The sequence below is a fragment of the Petrimonas mucosa genome (assembly GCF_900095795.1).
Classification (GTDB): Bacteria; Bacteroidota; Bacteroidia; order Bacteroidales; family Dysgonomonadaceae; genus Petrimonas; species Petrimonas mucosa.
On the sequence record NZ_LT608328.1, the window covers coordinates 1,695,924 to 1,716,509 of the forward strand.

A 20,586-nucleotide genomic window follows, 5' to 3' on the forward strand; every position below is an offset into this window, starting at 1 on the left:
CAATAACTCTAATCTAATTGACTAGTTTATTAATCATTAAATCATTACAAAGGTATGGACAGATTTCCTATTGAAGGGAGAGAACCCCTCAATAATTTGAAGCAGACCCTAAAGATCATGCGAATAACCTTGTTATTACTGTTTTTCTGCGTGCTCTTCTCTTATGCTGATGGTAGCTATTCCCAGGAAAAAAAGTTTACAATCAGTGTCAAGTCCACCTCGATCAAAGAAATTTGTGAAGAGCTGGAGAACAACAGCAACTACCGTTTTCTTTTCGCAGGAAATGCGAAAAAGATCATCAAAAAGCGGGTCAATCTCACCGCCGATTCTGAAAATATAGAGGAGATTCTCAAAAGTATCTTGTCAGACACTGGACTCTCATACAGGATTCTGGAAGATCAAGTGGTTATTTACCAGGATGAGCTGGAAAACTCGTCGAAGGAGACCGGAAAGAGAATCCCTGATTTTGCCGTACAACAACAAGGTACGGTGAGAGGAAAGGTTGTAGACCAAAAAGGAGAACCTCTCCCCGGTGTAACCATCACCATTGAGGGAACAACGAGAGGTGTAATCACGGATATAGATGGAACATATTCAATTGCCGCGGGTTCATCAGATAAGCTCGTTTTTTCATTCGTGGGAATGGAGAGCCAGACGATCCAGGTGGGCAACCAGACTACGATAAATGTCACCTTGACCGAGAAAGTGGACGAGCTGGAGGAGGTGACCATCGTTGCTTTTGGCCGGCAAAAAAAAGAGAGTGTGATCTCGTCCATCACAACGGTGAATGCGAAGGAGCTGAAAGTGCCAAGCAGCAACCTTACTACCGCTTTTGCCGGACGCGTTGCCGGGCTCATTTCATATCAGACCAGTGGTGAACCGGGAAGTGATAACGCACAGTTTTTTATCCGCGGTATCACCACCTTTGGAGCTGATGCCAAAAAAGATCCCCTGATCCTGATTGATGGCGTGGAGCTGACATCCGAAGACCTGGCCAGGCTAAACACAGACGATATCGCCAGCTTCTCCATCATGAAAGATGCCACTGCTACCGCTCTCTACGGTGCACGGGGTGCTAACGGGGTGATCCTTGTAACCACGAAGGAGGGACGGGAAGGAAAAGTTCAGGTAAATGCCAGGATCGAGAACTCAATCTCTTCCCCAACACAGATGGTTAAGCTGGCCGATCCTATTACCTACATGAAAATGCACAACGAAGCGGTTCTGACACGCAACCCAAACGGTGTCAGGGAATATTCCGCCGAGAAAATTGAAATGACTGAACGGGGTCTCTATCCCGATATTTTCCCGGCCACTGACTGGTACAAGGCGATGTTCAACGACCACACCATCAACCAGCGGGCCAATATCAGCGTAAGTGGTGGTGGAGCAATTGCACGTTACTATGTAGCCGCTAGCATTGCAAAAGATAATGGAAACTTAAAGGTGGATAGGAGGAGCAATTTCAACTCCAACATTGACCTGACCAAATATACGGTACGCTCCAATGTGAACGTGAATCTTACCAAAACCACAGAGCTGATCATGCGCCTGAGCTCCACATTTGACGATTACAGGGGACCCATTGACGGGGGATCAGCCATGTATCGCAAGGTGATGCAGGCCAACCCGGTCTACTTCAAACCCTTCTACGAGCCGGACGAACAGTTCGAATATGTTGATCATATCCTTTTTGGCAACTATGCAACAGCCGACTATATCAACCCGTACGCCCAAGCTTTGAGAGGTTATCGGGACTATAGCAAAAACATGACGATGACACAGTTCGAACTGAAGCAGAATCTGGGAATGTTGACAGAGGGGCTGACTTTCCGCACCATGGTAAACATGAACCGTTTTTCGGAGTTTACGGTGAACAGGGAGTATACACCATTCTATTATAGCATCGACATGTACGACCTGGCCAGCAACTCCTATACGCTCAAGAATCTGAATCCAGAGTCTGGAGATCCGTTCCTCCGTTACAACCCGGGAACCAGGAATATCAACACTGTATTCTATCTGGAATCGGCCTTGGAGTATAATAAGACGATTGCTGAAAAACATTCGATCAACAGCTTGCTGGTCTACATCATGAGGCAGGAGAAAAACGGTATAGCCGACAATCTGCTGCTCTCATTGCCGAACCGAAATCTCGGGCTGTCTGGCCGTCTGGCATATAACTATGATAGCCGCTATTTCGGTGAGTTCAATTTTGGGTATAACGGGTCGGAACGTTTTTCCAAGGAGAACAGGTGGGGTTTCTTCCCGTCGGTGGGGCTAGCATGGATGGTCTCCAACGAACCGTTCTTCGATGGGTTGAGCAGTATCTTCCCGCAATTCAAACTGAAAGGGACCTACGGACTTGTGGGTAATGACGCCATCGGGAGCAACAACGACCGTTTCTATTATCTGTCGCAAGTGGACATGAATGCGTCGAGAAACGTCAACTGGGGGGCAATGATGAACTACAATCCGCCCGGAATCAGCGTCTCCCGTTATGCAAACGACATGATAGGATGGGAAACTGCCTACAAGACCAATGTGGGTGCGGAACTTTCAGTCAAGGGAGGGCTATCGGCCAATATCGATCTTTTTCATGAAAGACGCGAAAACATTCTGCTGACCCGTGTCATCCCGCAAACGATGGGTATCATACCCGCCATCAAGGCCAACCTGGGTGTCGCCAGTGGCCAGGGTGTGGATATGGAGTTGAATTACGAGAAGTTCATTACAAACGACTTCTATATAACAGGGCGGGGCACATTCACCTATGCCACCAGCAAAGTGATGGAGTGGGAAGAGCCCGACTATGCCAGCACGCCCTGGAGATCAAGAGTGGGGTATAGTATCAACCAGAACTGGGGCTATATTGCAGAACGCCTATTTGTGGATGAACGGGAGGTAGCCAACTCGCCAACCCAGTTTGGAAACGTGATGGGAGGCGATATCAAGTATCGCGACGTGAATGAGGATGGGGTGATCTCCGCATTGGACCAGGTTCCCATTGGCTATCCTACGGTTCCGGAGATCAACTACGGCTTTGGAACTACAATTGGCTACAAGGGATTTGATTTTTCATTCTTCTTCCAGGGATCTGGCCGTCAATCGTTCTGGCTGAACATCGGAAATATCCAGCCGTTTGTGGATGGCGATGCAAATGATGGACTGATTGGTCAGAATGCCGTGCTTCAGGCCATAGCCGACAATTACTGGTCTGAAAGTAATCGGAACCCCTATGCCTTCTGGCCGCGACTCTCCACTTACTCCATCACCAACAACAACCAGACAAGCACCTGGTGGATGCAAGACGCCACTTTCATCCGTCTTAAATCGGCTGAATTTGGTTACTCCCTGCCCAAACGTTTCACTCAGAAAATATATATGACCAACTGCAGGTTTTATCTGAGTGGAACCAATCTTCTGACATGGAGCCGTTTCAAATTGTGGGATCCGGAAATGGCCGGAAATGGATTGGGATACCCGTTACAGAGGGTTATCAACGTAGGTTTGAACCTGAATTTTTAATGAATCACCCAAATAAAATTTCGGATATGAAATCGATTATAAAATATAGTATTTGTTTAATATTTGCCTCACTGGTGATGTCCTGTAACTACCTGGACATCATTCCGGATAATATTCCTACACTGGATGATGCCTTTGCAAACAGATATACGGCAGAGCAGTATCTTGCCACATGTTACTGGGGGCTTCCCAAAGCTGCGGGATGGGATCAGAATCCAGCTTTTCTGGGTTCGATGGAGATCATCATGAACCCCAATTTCCGTACCAGCGGAGGAATGAGACATGCGTTGGGAGAAGATAATCCTACATCACCTGTTATCAATTACTGGGGCAGTACAGCTACAGCCATCCGTTCACTCTATGCAGGTATCCGTGAATGCAATACTTTCCTCGACAATATCGGGAGGGTCCAGGACCTGAAAAGTGACGAACGGGACCGGATGATAGCCGAAGTGAAAACCATCAAGGCGTGGATGCACTTTTACCTGATTACCTATTACGGCCCCATATGTCCGTTAAGGGAGAGCACACCCATCAATACCTCCACAACAGGCATCCGGGTTTACAGGGAAAAAATCGATGACTGTTTTGCCTACGTTCTGGAGCTGCTCGAAGAGGTGATTGCATCTGACGCGTTGCCCGACCGTATCACTAACCGGACCACCGAACTGGGCAGATTTACACAGGCGGTGCCTTATGCGCTGAAAGCAAGGGTTTTGACCTATTGGGCGAGCGACCTTTTCAATGGGAATACCGACTATAGCACCTTCAGGGACCATAAGGGCGAACCCTTTTTCAACCAGGTGAAGGATCCATCCCGATGGAGTTTGGCTGCAGAAGCCTGCAAGAAGGCCATTGAGGTATGCCTGGCCAACGATATCCGCCTCTACCAGGTGGAAGACTATATGCAGACAAAACCGATGTCTGACACCACACTGCTTATCAATACGCTCAGAAGCGCCGTAAGTGATCAACAGAACACCAACGTGGAACTGATTTTTGGAAATACTGGATATCCCTGTGGTTCAAATGTCCAAAGGCACTGTCTGCCACGTTTTGAAGCAGGTTCGGCTGCCAATGCAACCTCCAGGCTGGCTGTGCCCCTTCATATTGTAGATCTTTTCTATTCATCCAACGGACTCCCGCTGGAGGATGACCAAGGCTGGCTGGAGAACGACAAATACAATACCCGTTTTGAAACTCTCCGTGTAGGTGACGATATGCACCGTTACGTCATTCAGCCTGGAGAGGTCACTTCCCAGGTCAACTTCGACCGTGAGTTGAGGTTTTATGCCGCACTTGGTTTCGACAGGGGCAAATGGTACGGCAACCACTACAATAATGAACCGAACAATGATGCCGAAGCCATGTTTCCGATGGCCCGCTTTTCAGAGTTCTCGAACCGGGTGGCCAATAACGAATATAACCCCACTGGATATTGGCCCAAAAAGCTGGTAAACCTGAATACCCGCTGGCGTGATGCCAATGAACTGACCTATCTGAGCTATCCCTATCCCGATATGCGTTTTGCAGATCTGTTGCTGCTGGCTGCAGAAACCATCAACGAGTCAACTCCCGGAGATGATAATGTTGCGGTCAATCCCGAGGTCTACAGTTATGTGGATATGGTCAGGGAACGTGCCGGGCTTGAAGGCATAGTGGAGACCTACCAGAAGTATGCCATTGCCGACAAGAAGAATAAACCGATGACCAAAGGCGGAATGAGGGAGATTATCCGTCGCGAGAGAAAAGTGGAGTTGTCTCTTGAGGGGCAGGACTATTGGGACCAGAAACGGTGGAAGACGGCGCATATCGAGTTGAACCGGAACATCCAGGGATGGAATGTAACCGCGGAAGACCCAAGCCCCAGTGCCTATTATGTGCCGACAACCATTTACACGAAACGGTTTACACTGCGTGATTACTTTGCTCCGATTCCAGAGAGTGATTTGATCAATAATCCCCAACTGGTACAAAACCCAGGCTGGTAAGTTGGATTTTACTGTTTAACTATAAAGAATGAACAACATATGATTCACGATCGATTCCATATGAAAGCAATTGACTTATTATTGGCTGTATTGGTTGCGCTCTTTTTTTACTCTTGCGAGGAGAAGCAGCTCGAACCAATCAATGAATCAAAAGGGAAGCCGGCTCCGGTAAGCGATGTGGTGGTAATGTATGCCCCGGGCGGAGCGATCATCTCTTTCAAATTGCCTGCAGACGACGATGTGTTGGCTGTGAAGGCAGTTTATACGCTTAGCAATGGCCAGAAACGGGAGGCAATCACCTCGTTTTACGGTGACAATATTCTCATAGAGGGGTATAATGACACCAATGAACATGAAGCATTGCTTTACACTGTAAGCCGGTCACAGGTATTGTCTGACCCGGTGTTGGTTAAGTTTACCCCACAGGAGTCACCGCTCAGCAAGGCCATCAAGTCGGTCGAAATTGCCAGCGATTTTGGTGGGGCCTACTACTCCTGGAAGAATCTCTACAATGTGCTTCTCACGGCAGAGATGCTGGTGGAGGACGATAACGGTATCATGCAGACAGCGAGGATTGCCACTTCCAATCTTGAGACCGCCTTTTTCAGGATTCGCGGGTATGAACCTGTCCCCCGGAGGTTTGGACTGGTGCTCAAAGACAACTGGGACAATGTTTCCGATACGATCTATCCGGATGGTGGGACCATTACTCCTTTGCATGAAACAACACTCGACAAGAAGTTTTGGTCGATCTACAAAATTGATGGTGGCTACCTGCCAGGCGATTTTACCTTTACAAACTGGGAGGGGCGCGATGAATACATGTTTGATGACGATCTGAACACCTTCGGCCACAGCTACTCCGGATCACTTCCGGTAAGCATCACGATCGATCTGGGCAAGCCGGCCATATTAAGCCGTGTGACCTTCTTTCAACGGTTACAGTCGGGCGTTTATTACGGTTGGGGAAATCCCCGGCGGATCATCGTGTATGGTAGCAAGGTGGCTCCAACCACGGGTGGCTGGGATGAGTGGACGCAGTTGATTGACTACACCATCGTCAAACCCTCGGGTACCAATGATCAATACACGGTAAATACCGATGAGGACCGGCAGGCGGCTTTAAACGGCCATGAAGCCTCATTCCCCATCTCCTCGGAGGCGTACCGTTATATCCGGTTCAGGTTTATGACTTCGTGGGAAAACAGGCCGTATGTTCACCCGTCTGAGATAACCATTCATGGTGTATACGAAGAGTAACGCATTTAATGAGAAGTAATAGCTACGAGAAAAAAAAGGAATATGAAAAGATATATCTTATTATTAATAGCCATCTGTGCCATATTTTCATCATGCGATGACATGATGGAGGTGCACAAGCCGTTTATCAAGGGCGGAGAGAAGGTGTATGCATTGAAGTTGGACCAGTCAAGCTTTTATGCCGGGCACAACCAGGTCTATTTCAAGTATTACATGGCCAATACGACAAATATCAAAAGTGTTGATCTCTATTGGGATGATGATTCGCTGATCATACCGATGCCGTCGCATGGATCGGGCATGGTATCCATACCTGCTCCGGAGGAGAGATCCTACTCGTTTAAATTCCGGACCACCGACATCTTCGGGAACCATTCACTCTGGAATACAGGTTTTGCCAACTCTTACGGTGAATATTTCCAGAAGTCTCTCCTGAACCGGTCGGTAAAAAGTTTCCAATTGATCAACAACAACAGCAACGGCGAAATTACCTGGTTTCCTCCAGCGGCCAACCTGATTCGTACCGAAGTGCGATATACCGATATCAACGGGCAGGAGCAATTGGTGGATGTGCCCATAGGTGAAAACGAGACGCTGTGTCCCGGTTTGGGAGTGAACAGGTTTGATGTGCGTTCTTTCTTCCTGCCGGAGGCCAATGCAATGGACACCTTCTATACCGATTGGCAGCATGTTACGCCAGTGTATCAACTTCCAACCACCGGGTGGAGCATCAAATATTGCAACTCCTGGCACGGACAACCCTCACTGACGGGGACTGCCAATATGCCACACTTCATTTTTGATGGAGATTTCAACACATTCTGGCATTCGAACTACGCCAATTATACATTAGGTACACATCCGCTCGATCCGGAAATCACTCGGGATCCCCCACCATTTACCACTGTCATTGACATGGGTGAGCCTGTTGAAATTGCGAAGGTTGATATTTACCGCAGGTTGAGCAACAACAACACGCAAACTGTGATTGTTTATGCCCCGGCGATAGCTGACGATCAACTTTCCGACGAGGATTTCAAGTGGCTGGGCAATGTTCCCGTATCATACACCAACCATAGCATATTCAAAAACTACTTCTATCCCGGAGTGGAAAACGAGAACTGGAAAGAGCTAGGTAGGGTGGAATTCCCCAGTACCAGTTTTTCAACCCCTGAAGAAAACCTCAGGGAGGTGGATGCTACGTCACATAATATCAAGAGCAGATATGTGAAACTGATATTGCCAAATACCCGAAGCAATGGTAACGTATCGCTTGCCGAAGTGGCTATTCATGGACGATAATATTTAAAGGTATGAGAAAAATGAAAATAAACAGGATATTTTTGTTAAGCATTATTGTACTGTTGGCTGCATGTGGAAAAGAGTCAACTGAAGAACCTCCAACAGTAATCATCCCACCGACAACTGATGCGGCCATTCTGAAAGTGATGACCTACAACATTGCAGGTGCCGCTGCAAGCACAGGCGTGAGAAGCCTGGAGGGGCTGGCCGAAGTGATCAAGAGGGTCGATCCCGACATTGTAGCCATCCAGGAGGTGGATGCATTTACCACCCGCAACGGAAAAGATGTCCATTTAGCCCGCGACCTGGCGGCACTTTGTGGCATGGATCACTGGTTCTTTGCAAAAGCGATGGATTTTCATGATGGAGAGTATGGTGATGCCATCATATCGAAACTTCCGTTCAAGGAGACCATGGCCTATAACCTGACTGGCGATTGGGAAGGACAACGGATAGAAACCCGTTCGGTCGCCCGTGTTACTGTTGAGGTTGGGGGAAGGGATATCTGTTTTATCAGCACCCACTTCGACCATACCAGCAATGAAAAATGGCGTATCTTGCAGGCGAAAGAGCTGGTGGAGATCGTCAAGGGGATTGAGATGCCCGTCATTGTGGGAGGAGATCTGAACTGCACCCCCTCGAGCGAGCCGATGAAAATCTTATATGAAGTGCTTGCCTCACCATGTAAAACCGGAGACTGTCTGGGGACCTTCGTGGGTAGCAAGAATGTCATTGACTATCTGGTATACAGAAGCGACAACGTGCTGACTCTCTCCTCATACGGGATCTACTCCTGGGCCGACAAGGAGTCGGACCATTTTCCGGTTGGGGCGGTCTTTGAAGTTGAAAAGGTTAAATGATGCCTGGTTGCCTGACCATGCGGCATTTTCGTGAATAACAGTACGAGGGTGAACCACCGTTTACCCTCGTGCTGATATTTTCACACGATCCGGTTTAACATTGCAGCGGCAGCGTTGAGAGTTGAAAATCATCAACAGGGAAATGTAATTCACTAAAAAATATTTGAACCCATGAGAAAAATTTTTTTCCTTCTTTTTTTGAGTTTACCTCTTCTCCTTTTTTGCCAGGAAATTGAGATCTCACACGGTCCATATCTGCAAAAGATGGGCGAGAATGAGGTGACCATCATCTGGACCACGAATAAGGATGCCCTCTCCTGGGTGGAGTTGGCTCCAAAAGGGGATGACAGCTTTTATGCATATGAGCGCCCCAGATATTATGACACGGCTTTCGGGAGCAAGAGGGTGGGGAGGCTGCACCGAGTGACTATCAACGGATTGGACCCGGGCACAGAATATCGCTACCGGATCTTTTCAAAGGAGGTCCTCAGTTACCAGGGGCATCGGGTGCTTTATGGAAATGTTGCAGCTTCAGATGTTTATCGGCAGGCTCCCTTTGCTTTCAGAACATTGGACAGAAAGAAAACCCAGTTGAGATTCAAGGTGGTAAATGATATCCACGGTAAAAACGAGAATCTGCTCAAAATGCTTGAAGGTACCGGCAGGAGCAATACCGACCTGGTCATCTTCAACGGCGACATGGTGTCGATGTTGAATGATCCTGAAGAGATATTTACCCGGTTCATGGATACTTCCGTCAATATTTTTGCCAAAGAGGTGCCCATCTTTTTGGCACGGGGCAACCATGAAACGAGGGGAAAAGGGGGTGTTGACCTCTACAATTACTTCCCAACCACGAGTGGCCAGTTCTACTACTGCTTTCAGGATGGTCCGGTCTTTTTCCTGGTTCTCGACGGGGGGGAAGACAAGCCTGACTCCGATATCGAATATTCAGAGTTGGCCCACTTCGATGACTATCGCACCCGGCAGGCGGAGTGGCTGAAAAAGGTGGTGGCCTCGGAGGAGTTCAGGCAGGCTCCATTTCGTGTTGTCATCATGCATATTCCCCCCACGGCATCTACATGGCACGGGACCAGGGATGTGATGGAAAAATTGATACCGGTTTTGAATGGTTCCGACATTGATGTGATGTTGTGCGGCCACACCCATAATTACCGGTTTATCGGCAAGGGAGAGGAGCCGGGCATCAATTTCCCGATACTGATCAACGATGATGAGACCTGGCTGGATGTTGAGGTTGATTCTGAAATAAGGATCACTCAAAAGGAGATGTCGGGAAATCCGCTGAAACAGCATCATTTTAAACGTCTCCGTTGAGGCAGGGAGATTTTTCTTTTTGTCAATATATTTTAATCAGGCATTAAATCGATAAATATATGCAGAAAAAAGCAATTAAGACTAGGCTGTCGGCCATGATGTTCTTTCAGTTCTTTATCCAGGGTTCATGGTATGTAACCATGGGAACTTACCTGGGAAGGACACTCGACTTTACCGGTGTACAAATAGGGCTGGCCTATAGCACTGCAGCCATAGCAGCCATCATATCGCCTGTGATAGTGGGGATGATTGCCGACCGTTTCTTTTCGGCGAACAGGGTGTTGGCATTTCTTAACGTCACGGGAGCCTTTCTCCTTTTCTGGTTGACCAGAATCGGGTCATTCTCCCTCTTTTTCCCCGTGCTGTTGCTTTACAGCATCTGTTTCATGCCCACGATGTCGTTGACCAATTCCATATCGTTTGCCAACCTGGAGAGCCCGGCGAAGGAGTTCTCAAAGATCAGGCTGTTCGGGTCGCTTGGCTGGATTGGGGCGGGACTTCTTATCAGTGCACTGAAGCTGGAATCTTTCTCCACCCCTTTCCTGATCGGGGCAGGAGTCTCTTTACTTTCCGGGTTCTATGCGTTAAGCCTGCCATACAATGCTCCGGTGAAGAGTGCCGGGAAAGCAGGAGTTGGGCAATTGCTCGGCTTCGATGCCTTCAGGTTGACCCGGGAGAGGTCGTTCCTTATCCTGCTGCTCTTTTCGATGCTGATCTGCATACCGCTGGCGTTTTACGACTCTTTCACCAATCTTTTCATCACCGACGTGGGGATCTTGAATGCGGCTGCGGCAATGAGCCTCGGGCAGGTGGCGGAGGTGATTTTCCTCTTCACGTTTCCGTTCTTTTTCCTCAAGTTACGTTACAAGGGGAGTATTGTGGCTGCCATCGTGGCCTGGGTGATGATGTACGGGCTGTTCACCCTGAGTGCAGCCACCGGCAACAACGGATTCATTTATGCCGTGCTGCCGTTGCATGGATTCTGCTTCACTTTCTTCTTTGTTGCCGGACAGCTGTTTGTGGACGAGAAGGCTCCATCTTCGTTGCGTAATTCGGCGCAAGGGTTGCTCGCTTTCGCCACTTACGGGGTTGGAAAATATATGGGCACACTGGTTGCCGGTAACGTGGTGCAATTCCATACAGCGGAGGGTGGATACAACTGGATGTATGTATGGAGCGTTCCATTCGTAATGACGGTTCTCTTCCTGCTCGGATTCATCTTCCTGTTCAAGGAGGATATAACCAAAAGGGAGAGCCCGGAGGGTACTATGAACTAACCGGCATTTACAGGTGATGAACCTGCAGGTCAGTCTGCACTGACAACGGAACTGCTGAAAAGCTGGACCGGTAAAATGAAAAAGGCCGAACCGCGATAGCGGTAACGGCCTTTCTTCAAATTGTATCTGATAACGGATTATCCGTTTACTTTTGCCATGTGAGCAATCAGGTCCAGAACCTTGTTTGAGTAACCCCATTCGTTGTCATACCAGCTGATAACTTTTACGAAAGTCGGGCTGAGCTGGATACCTGCCTTTTCGTCAAAGATCGAGGTGCGTGCATCACCGATGAAGTCTGAAGAGACAACGTCGTCGCTGGTGTATCCGAGGATACCTTTCAGTTCGCCTTCGGAAGCCTCCTTCATGGCAGCGCAGATCTCTTCGTAAGTGGTTTCCTTAGCCAGACGAACGGTCAAGTCAACGACCGAAACGTTCAAGGTAGGAACACGCATCGACATACCGGTCAGTTTGCCGTTCAGTTCGGGAATAACTTTACCTACAGCCTTTGCTGCTCCGGTAGAAGAGGGAATAATGTTGCCCGATGCGGCGCGACCACCTCTCCAGTCCTTTGCAGAAGGACCGTCAACAGTCTTCTGGGTGGCAGTGGTAGAGTGTACGGTAGTCATCAAGCCTTCGAGAACGCCAAATTTGTCGTGCAGCACCTTGGTGATGGGAGCAAGACAGTTGGTGGTGCAAGAAGCGTTGGAAACAAACTGTTCACCCTTGGTGTAGGTTTTTTCGTTTACACCACAAACATACATACGGGTGTCATCTTTAGATGGAGCAGACATGACAACATATTTAGCACCGGCATCGATATGGCCTTGCGCTTTTTCTTTGGTAAGGAATAAACCGGTAGATTCAACTACATATTCAGCACCAATTTCTCCCCACTTCAAATCAGCCGGGTTCTTTTCAGCTGTTACGCGAATGGTCTTTCCGTTTACTACCAATTGGCCATCTTTTACTTCGATTGAACCGGTAAACTGGCCATGGATAGTGTCGTATTTTAACATATAGGCGATGTAGTTAACATCGAGCAAATCATTGATTCCTACTACCTGAATGTCATCTCTTGTTTGAGCTGCCCGGAAAACCAAACGTCCGATACGTCCGAATCCGTTGATACCTACTTTAATCATAATTTTCTGAGTTTTTATTTGTTAAGAATGTTCCTAAATACCATCTTCGAATCAGAATGCAAAATTACTAAATGTTTTTATTTTGACGAAATTATCAGTGCGAAAAAGTGTGAATTGTTACCTCGTTCTCCTGTTCATCTCCATCTTGCACTGCTGTTCGGTATTCCTCAAAAAACATTATCTTTGTAGCTTTAAAGAATTGATAACACAATAAGCACGTATGTCTGACGATAAGAAAATTATTTTTTCAATGGTGGGGGTAAGCAAAACGTTTCCACCACACAAACAGGTGTTAAAGGATATCTACCTCTCATTTTTCTATGGTGCAAAAATCGGTATTATCGGGTTGAACGGTTCCGGTAAGTCGACCCTGCTGAAAATTATTGCAGGAATTGAAAAAGAGTACCAGGGCGAGGTGGTTTCCGACAAGAGCTTCTCGGTGGGATACCTCGAGCAGGATCCTAAACTGGACGACAACAAGACGGTGATCGAGGTTGTTCGTGAGGGCGTACAGCCGATCATGGATCTGCTGGCCGAATATGAGGAGATCAACCAGAAGTTCGGATTGCCTGAGTATTATGAAGATGAGGAGAAGATGAACAGACTGTTCGAGCGTCAGGCTGAACTGCAGGATAAACTGGATGCTACCGACGCCTGGAACATCGACAACCGTCTGGAGCGCGCTATGGATGCCCTCCGTTGCCCTCCGGAAGAGCAACCCGTAAGGGAACTCTCGGGTGGAGAACGCCGCCGTGTGGCACTCTGCCGCCTTTTGCTGCAGGAGCCGGACGTGTTGTTGCTCGACGAGCCGACCAACCACCTCGATGCCGAGTCGATCGACTGGCTGGAGCAGCACCTGCAGCAGTACAAGGGAACGGTAATCTGTATTACGCACGACCGTTACTTCCTCGACCATGTGGCCGGCTGGATTCTAGAACTGGACAGGGGCGAAGGTATCCCCTGGAAAGGGAACTACACCTCCTGGCTGGAACAGAAGACCAAGCGGATGGAGATGGAGGAGAAGCAGGCAAGCAAGCGTCGCAAAACACTTGAGCGAGAGCTGGAGTGGATCAATATGGCCCCCAAGGCACGACATGCCAAAGGGAAGGCACGTCTGAACTCGTATGAGCAGCTGCTGAACCAGGATCAGAAAGAGCGCGAGGAAAAGCTGGAGATATTTATCCCGAACGGTCCCCGTCTGGGGAACAAGGTGATCGAGGCGAAGAATGTGAGGAAGGCATACGGCGAGAAGCTGCTGTTTGACAACCTCAATTTCACGCTTCCACCCAACGGGATTGTCGGTGTAATCGGCCCTAACGGTGCCGGGAAAACGACACTTTTCAGGCTGATTCAGGGGATGGAGACTCCCGATGCAGGCTCCTTCGAGGTGGGCGAGACAGTGGTTACGGCCTATGTCGACCAGTCGCATGAGGCGATCGATCCGAACAAGACCGTCTACCAGGTGGTCTCCGGCGGTTCGGAGTTTGTCCGCGTTGGTGGAAAGGATGTAAATGCCCGGGCCTACCTGTCGCGCTTCAATTTCTCGGGAGCCGACCAGGAAAAGTTGTGCGGAGTCCTTTCCGGAGGTGAACGGAACCGCCTGCACCTTGCGTTGACACTCAAGGCCGGCGCCAATGTCCTGTTGCTCGACGAGCCGACCAACGATATCGACGTGAATACCCTCCGCGCATTGGAAGAGGGGTTGGAGAACTTTGCCGGATGTGCGGTGGTGATCTCGCACGACCGGTGGTTTCTGGACAGGATCTGTACCCATATCCTGGCGTTTGAGGGGAACTCCGAAGTATTCTATTTCGAAGGATCTTACAGTGAGTACGAAGAGAACAAGAAGATGCGCCTCGGTAACGTTGAGCCGAAAAGGGTACGATATAGAAAGCTCTAAACTGAAATCCAAAATATTCCCGAAATGAAAAGATTGCAGATCCTCTTTTTTCTGGTGCTCATGAGCCTGCAGCTTCCGGCTCAATACAGGGAGATAAGCGGAGTGGTCGTAGATGCGCACTACAGTACGCCCGTTCCCTATGCCGCAGTTTTTGTGGAGCATACACAGGTTGGGGTAGTGGCCGGCAACTTGGGGGAGTTTACGTTACATATACCCGACTCGTTGAGTAATAAGCGTCTGGTGAGTGTAGGGGAGGGGTATCGCCTGACTTATATTTCACCGGAGAACCTGGTAGAGCTTCCGCTTCGCATCGCCCTGACACCGCAGGAGAATGAAAAGGGTCTGCTTTCCCCTTCCGACGGAGCAGCCAGGGAGCGCGGTAAGGCCGCACTGCTGCTTGACAAGGCGGCCCGCTTCGTAATGAGTGACTGGATTCCCCTGGGAAATCCGCAGAGCAACAAGTTCGACTTCGGGAGAGTGCAAACCCTCCCTACCTATAACCCCATCGAAGGTGTCCGTCTGCGGGCGGGAGTCGCTTCCAATGCACGGTTGAATCCCCATCTCTTCGTAAGGGGATATATGGCATACGGTTTTAAAGACCAGCAGTTGAAGTACCGGGGGGAGGCCATCTGGTCGCTCAACAGGAGAGTGTATCACGAGGATGAGTTCCTGAAGAATAATCTCCGGCTGGTCTACGAGAAGGATCTTTTCTCTCCCGGCGAGATGCATCCACGAGCGTTGAACGATCTTCTGCTGATCACCTATCGCAGGTCGCTCAACGAGGCGACCTACCGCAACTTTGCGGAGATCAGCCATGAAAGGGAACATAAGAACGGACTGGCACATACCCTCTGGTTAAGAAGGTCGAGGCTGGTTCCGCAAGGAGAACTGCTATTCCGGCGAAGCAACGAGAGTCGGGTTGACTTGTTTGATGAGCTGATCACTTCCGAGGCCGGCCTGATGTTCCGCTACTCTTTCGAGGAGGCCTATATCCAGCAAAAGCGTAAACGGATTCCTGTGGATACATCAAGCCCCGTCCTTTTTCTCTCGCACTCTATCGGTTACACCAATCTCCCCGAAGGCGAGGAGGCGTACCACCGGACGGAGTTTTCAGCCCAGAAGCGTTTCTATCTGGGAAGTACGGGACGATTGGATGCTGTGGGAGAATTTTCGAAGGTGTGGAATGCAGTACCTTTTCCGTTACTGGTCTACCCCAATCAACGGTTTCGCCACCATATCGAGAACAACGCCTTCTTCCTGAACCGTGCCCTGGAGTTTGTGGCCGATGAGCAGTATACGGTTCGGACAACCTTTGTGGGTGACGAACTGCTATTGTCAAGAATTCCGTTGATGGCGGCATTCAGGGCAAAGGAGCTGATCTCCTTGCGAGCTACTTATGGAAGGTTGAGCGACAAAAATGATCCGTTGCTCTCATCTTACCCGCTATTCGACATTCCTGAGAGATCTTTCCGGTACGGTTCCGTGCCTTATGTGGAGGGAACCGTCGGATTGACGAATCTCCTTGGTTTGCTGCGTATTGAGTATGTTCACCGCTTCACCTACCGCGATCATCCGGATGCCCTGCTGGGCCGGGTGCGGGTCGATGTGACGTTGTAGGATTACTCCCGATGGAAAATCCTTTGATCCTAATCTCATTCATTGGTTTTTCCATTATCTTTGCATTTTATTTTATATTGATTGTGCTGTCTGGCAATGTTCATACAGCGACTCAGAAATTGCACAAACAGAGTAGGTAAATTACAACCGGACAGTATGGTTACGATTTTAGGCATAGAATCTTCATGCGACGATACATCGGCAGCGGTCATCCGCGACGGTGTAATCCTGTCGAACGTGATTTCGTCGCAAGCTGTACACGAAAGATATGGTGGCGTGGTGCCGGAACTGGCATCTCGCGCTCATCAACAAAATATAATTCCGGTGGTTCACGACGCCTTGAAACAGGCTGGTATCCGGAAAGAGGAGATTTCGGCAGTTGCCTTTACAAGAGGTCCCGGATTGTTGGGTTCGCTGCTGGTGGGAACCTCCTTTGCGAAAGGGTTCTCCTCGGCGCTCAACATCCCGATGATCGAGGTCAACCACCTTCAGGCCCATGTGCTGGCACACTTTATCAAGGAGGATGAAGATGATACAGACCAGCCCGGTTTTCCGTTCTTGTGCCTGTTGGTTTCGGGTGGCAACTCGCAGATCATCCTGGTAAAGTCGCACCATGAGATGGAGATTATCGGACAGACCATCGACGATGCAGCCGGTGAGGCGTTCGACAAATGTGCCAAGGTAATGGGGTTGGGTTATCCTGGCGGGCCGGTAGTAGACAGGTTGGCCAAAGAGGGGAACCCAGGACGGTTTACATTCAGCAAGCCCCATATTGCCGGCTACGATTACAGCTTCAGCGGATTGAAGACCTCATTCCTCTACTTCCTGCGAGATGAGCTGAAAAGTGATCCCGATTTTATCGGGAAAAACAAGGAGGATCTTTGCGCATCCCTACAGAAGACGATTATCGACATCCTGATGGATAAGTTGTATCGTGCGGCAAAAGATCTGAAAATTAAGGAGGTGGCGGTTGCCGGTGGCGTGTCGGCCAACTCTGGCCTGCGCAACGCCTTTGAGGCGTACAGCAATCGGTACGGTTGGAAAATCCATATACCCAAGTTTGCCTACACTACCGATAATGCTGCCATGGTGGCCATATCGGGATATTACAGATACCTCGACGGTCAGTTCTGTGGAAAAGATGTTGCACCCTATGCGAGGGTATCGATATAAACAATGGAACAATAATTAAAAACCGATATATGATGTCAGAAAAAGAGACTCCTGCTGTGGAAGAGAACAAGAAGAGCCTGAATTTTATCGAACAGATCGTTGAAAAGGATTTAAAAGAGGGGAAAAATGGTGGTCGCGTACAAACCCGTTTTCCGCCCGAACCAAATGGTTATCTTCATATCGGTCATGCAAAGGCGGTCTGTATCGATTTCGGTATTGCCGAAAGGTATGGTGGAATCTGCAACCTTCGCTTCGATGATACCAACCCGGTCAAGGAGGATGTGGAGTATGTCGATTCCATCATGGAGGATATCCAGTGGCTCGGATTCCAGTGGAAAAATGTCTTCTATGCTTCCGACTATTTCCAGCAGTTGTGGGATTTTGCCGTTCGTCTGATCAAGGAGGGGAAGGCCTATGTCGATGAGCAGTCGGCCGAAGAGATTGCCCGGCAAAAGGGAACGCCTACCGTACCCGGAACGCCCAGTCCCTATCGCGACCGTCCCATTGAGGAGTCGCTCGATCTCTTTTACAAGATGAACAGTGGCGAGATACCCGAAGGAAAGATGGTGTTGCGGGCCAAGATCGATATGGCGTCGCCCAACATGCATTTCCGCGATCCCATCATGTACCGGGTAATCCATATCCCGCACCACCGTACCGGTACCACCTGGAAGGCCTATCCGATGTACGATTTTGCACATGGGCAGTCCGACTATTTTGAGGGCGTCACTCACTCTATCTGTACGCTGGAGTTTGAAGTGCATCGCCCGCTTTACGATTGGTTCATCGACCAGCTGGCAACCGATGATTATCGTCCCCGCCAGTATGAGTTCAACCGGCTCAACATGACCTACACCATGATGAGCAAGCGGAAACTGCTGCAGCTTGTTCAGGAGAAACTGGTGTCGGGCTGGGACGATCCACGCATGCCGACACTCTGTGGCCTGCGACGTCGTGGATATACACCGGAGTCGATCCGCAACTTTGTCGACAGCATCGGCTATACCAAATATGACGGTATCATCGACGTCTCGCTGCTGGAGCATGCCGTACGCGATGACCTCAACAAGAAGGCGGTCCGCGTTTCGGGTGTGATCGATCCGGTCAAGCTGATCCTGACCAACTACCCCGAAGGTAAGACCGAGGAGGTGGAGATGGTGAACAACCCCGAGGATGAATCGATGGGCAGCCGGATGGTCAAATTCACCCGTGAACTCTGGATCGAACGTGAAGACTTCATGGAGGTGGCTCCCAAGAAATATTACCGGCTCACCCCGGGAAACGAGGTGAGGCTGAAAGGGGCCTACATTGTGAAGTGTACCGGTTGCAAGAAAGATGAGAACGGAAATGTCACGGAGGTATATGCCGAGTACGATCCTCAAACCAGGAGCGGAATGCCCGAGGCCAACCGGAAGGTAAAGGGAACCATCCACTGGGTTTCCGTGCAGCATGCTATCGATGCCGAAGTACGGCTTTACGACCGTCTATTCCTGGTGGAAGATCCGGCAGCGGAGAAAGAAAAGGATTTCCGTGAACTGTTGAATCCCGATTCGCTTATCGTGAAGAGGAATTGCAAGGTCGAGGAGTACCTAGCCAGTGCCAAACCGTTGGATAGCTTCCAGTTTCAACGGATCGGATATTTTAATGTGGATCCCGACACTACGGATGGCCGGCTCGTTTTCAACCGGACGGTAGCCTTGAAGGATTCGTGGAAGAAACAGAGCAACTGAAAATCTGCATAAAACAGTAAACTCGTGACACGGGAGATGGAGGAAGAACTGGACGACATATCATCCTTGGTGGAAAAATATGAGCAGATGCTTGCGTTCGGCAGAAAGATCTATTTCGATGCCGACGAGTTTGCCGCGCTTGCTGATCATTACAACAGCCTGGGTGAAAACGAACAGGCTCAGGAGGTCATCGATGAGGGCCTCAGGATGCACCCGGCCAGCCCGGATCTGATGGTTTTGAAAGCCAAGACAATGGTCTATGCCGAGAAGTATGAGGAGGCGTTCTCCTACTTGAACAACATCCCCGGGGACGGCGATGTGGAACTTGCCCTGCTGCGGATCGAGACCCTGTTGCACCTGGAGAAGAAGGAGGAGGCCAATATACTGATCAACGAGACGATCAGCCGGGAGTTGTCGATCGATGATCTCTACGTTTTCATTACCGAAGTCGGCTATATCCTGAACGATGTGGAGAGTTATGACCGGGCCATCTCATACCTCGAGGAGAGTCTCAAAATTGATGATTCCAACCCCGATGTGCTGATCGACCTGGCCTATGCCAACGAGATGAAAGGAGATTTCGGCCGGGCCATCGAGTATAACAACCGGTTGCTCGATCTTGACCCCTATTCCTTCGAGGGTTGGGTCAATATCGGCAAGCTATACTCGATGAACAAGCAGTACGACAAGGCCATCGATGCCTTTGACTTTGCCCTGACTATCAATGAGAACGACGTCTCGGCCCTGAAGATGAAAGCATTGTCGCTCTACCTGAACGACAATGCTCCGGAAGCGATCCATGTTTTCGAAGAGTGTATACGCATATCGCCCGACGATGAGTCGCTATATGATTCGTTGCTGGAAGGTTATGAGGCGTTGGAACAGTACGACCAGATGTCGCGCGTTATCGATATCAGGGAGAAACGTTTCGGGCCAAAAGGGATTGCTACCCGCCGGGCATTTGTTGAGTTGTTGAAGGGCAATGTTGCTGCAGCCAGGGAGCTCTATGCCAAGATTCCCGATGGAGAGAAGGAGTCGCTCGATTACTACATGCTCGAGGGAGAGCTGATGTTCACCGAAGGCAATTTAAGGGCTGCGGAAGCAGCCTATATAAAGGCTGCACTGGTATCGGAAAACAACGAGGATATTATCGACCGCCTGGCCAACGTGAGCGTTGCGCAGGAGAAGTATGAGCAGGCTGCCGGGTATCTGGAGCAGCTGCTTAAGCTTGATCCCGATTTTCCGACCGCCAAATCGCGCCTGGCCTTTATCCGCTTCGAGATCGGGAATAAGGAACCTTTTGACGAGATCATGGAACAATTCTCCGATGATGAGTTGCGTGCCTTGCTCAACATCATTTCCGGCAATGAGGATGCCGACTTTTCAAATTATGACCGTCGCAAATTGCTGATCCGCCTCAATGAGGCCCGTGAGAACAGGGTGCTCTTCAAAAATATAAAATACTGAC

The 20,586-nt window shown here is 49.4% G+C and carries 13 protein-coding genes; 12 read left to right on the forward strand and 1 reads right to left on the reverse strand.

The features are described from left to right. Window positions 1–54: 54 nt before the first annotated feature. From ING2E5A_RS06790 to ING2E5A_RS06820, 7 genes are all read left to right on the forward strand, one after another. Window positions 55–3,528 (forward strand): SusC/RagA family TonB-linked outer membrane protein, encoded by a 3,474-nt coding sequence (locus ING2E5A_RS06790; RefSeq protein WP_071136766.1) that lies wholly within the window; start codon window positions 55–57, stop codon window positions 3,526–3,528. 77 nt (window positions 3,529–3,605) lie between these two features. Then, the gene (locus ING2E5A_RS06795; protein WP_231960457.1) at window positions 3,606–5,519 is read left to right on the forward strand and encodes a RagB/SusD family nutrient uptake outer membrane protein; all 1,914 of its coding nucleotides are present in this window, start codon (window positions 3,606–3,608) and stop codon (window positions 5,517–5,519) included. 60 nt (window positions 5,520–5,579) lie between these two features. Next, entirely contained in the window at window positions 5,580–6,779 is a 1,200-nt protein-coding gene (locus tag ING2E5A_RS06800) for a DUF5000 domain-containing lipoprotein (RefSeq protein ID WP_071138241.1), read from the forward strand. A gap of 42 nt (window positions 6,780–6,821) precedes the next feature. Then, window positions 6,822–8,081 (forward strand): DUF4998 domain-containing protein, encoded by a 1,260-nt coding sequence (locus tag ING2E5A_RS06805; protein ID WP_083373231.1) that lies wholly within the window; start codon window positions 6,822–6,824, stop codon window positions 8,079–8,081. An 11-nt stretch (window positions 8,082–8,092) separates the two neighbouring features. Then, a complete protein-coding gene (locus ING2E5A_RS06810; protein ID WP_071136768.1) occupies window positions 8,093–8,941 on the forward strand; it encodes an endonuclease/exonuclease/phosphatase family protein in 849 nt (282 codons plus the stop codon). 264 nt (window positions 8,942–9,205) lie between these two features. Continuing rightward, a complete protein-coding gene (locus tag ING2E5A_RS06815; RefSeq protein WP_161941963.1) occupies window positions 9,206–10,279 on the forward strand; it encodes an FN3 domain-containing metallophosphoesterase family protein in 1,074 nt (357 codons plus the stop codon). Window positions 10,280–10,338: 59 nt separating this feature from the next. Beyond that, window positions 10,339–11,556: an MFS transporter gene (locus ING2E5A_RS06820; protein WP_071136770.1), complete on the forward strand. Its 1,218-nt coding sequence runs from the start codon at window positions 10,339–10,341 to the stop codon at window positions 11,554–11,556. A 137-nt stretch (window positions 11,557–11,693) separates the two neighbouring features. Here the strand turns inward: ING2E5A_RS06820 and gap are convergent, their stop codons facing one another. Then, window positions 11,694–12,698 (reverse strand): type I glyceraldehyde-3-phosphate dehydrogenase, encoded by a 1,005-nt coding sequence (gap, locus tag ING2E5A_RS06825; RefSeq protein WP_071136771.1) that lies wholly within the window; start codon window positions 12,696–12,698, stop codon window positions 11,694–11,696. A gap of 220 nt (window positions 12,699–12,918) precedes the next feature. On the opposite strand from gap, the gene ettA reads away from it, so the two are divergent. The 5 genes from ettA (at window position 12,919) to ING2E5A_RS06850 (ending at window position 20,585) form a co-directional block, all read left to right on the forward strand. Next, window positions 12,919–14,598, forward strand: a complete 1,680-nt coding sequence (ettA, locus tag ING2E5A_RS06830; RefSeq protein ID WP_071136772.1) for an energy-dependent translational throttle protein EttA — start codon at window positions 12,919–12,921, stop codon at window positions 14,596–14,598. Window positions 14,599–14,622: 24 nt separating this feature from the next. Next, window positions 14,623–16,215, forward strand: a complete 1,593-nt coding sequence (locus ING2E5A_RS06835; RefSeq protein ID WP_071136773.1) for a DUF5686 family protein — start codon at window positions 14,623–14,625, stop codon at window positions 16,213–16,215. A gap of 156 nt (window positions 16,216–16,371) precedes the next feature. Then, window positions 16,372–17,388, forward strand: a complete 1,017-nt coding sequence (gene tsaD, locus ING2E5A_RS06840; RefSeq protein WP_071136774.1) for a tRNA (adenosine(37)-N6)-threonylcarbamoyltransferase complex transferase subunit TsaD — start codon at window positions 16,372–16,374, stop codon at window positions 17,386–17,388. 32 nt (window positions 17,389–17,420) lie between these two features. Beyond that, entirely contained in the window at window positions 17,421–19,118 is a 1,698-nt protein-coding gene (locus ING2E5A_RS06845) for a glutamine--tRNA ligase/YqeY domain fusion protein (protein ID WP_071136775.1), read from the forward strand. A gap of 36 nt (window positions 19,119–19,154) precedes the next feature. Beyond that, complete coding sequence (locus ING2E5A_RS06850) at window positions 19,155–20,585, forward strand: tetratricopeptide repeat protein (RefSeq protein WP_071136776.1); 1,431 nt, start codon at window positions 19,155–19,157, stop codon at window positions 20,583–20,585. The last annotated feature ends 1 nt before the right edge of the window (window position 20,586 follow it).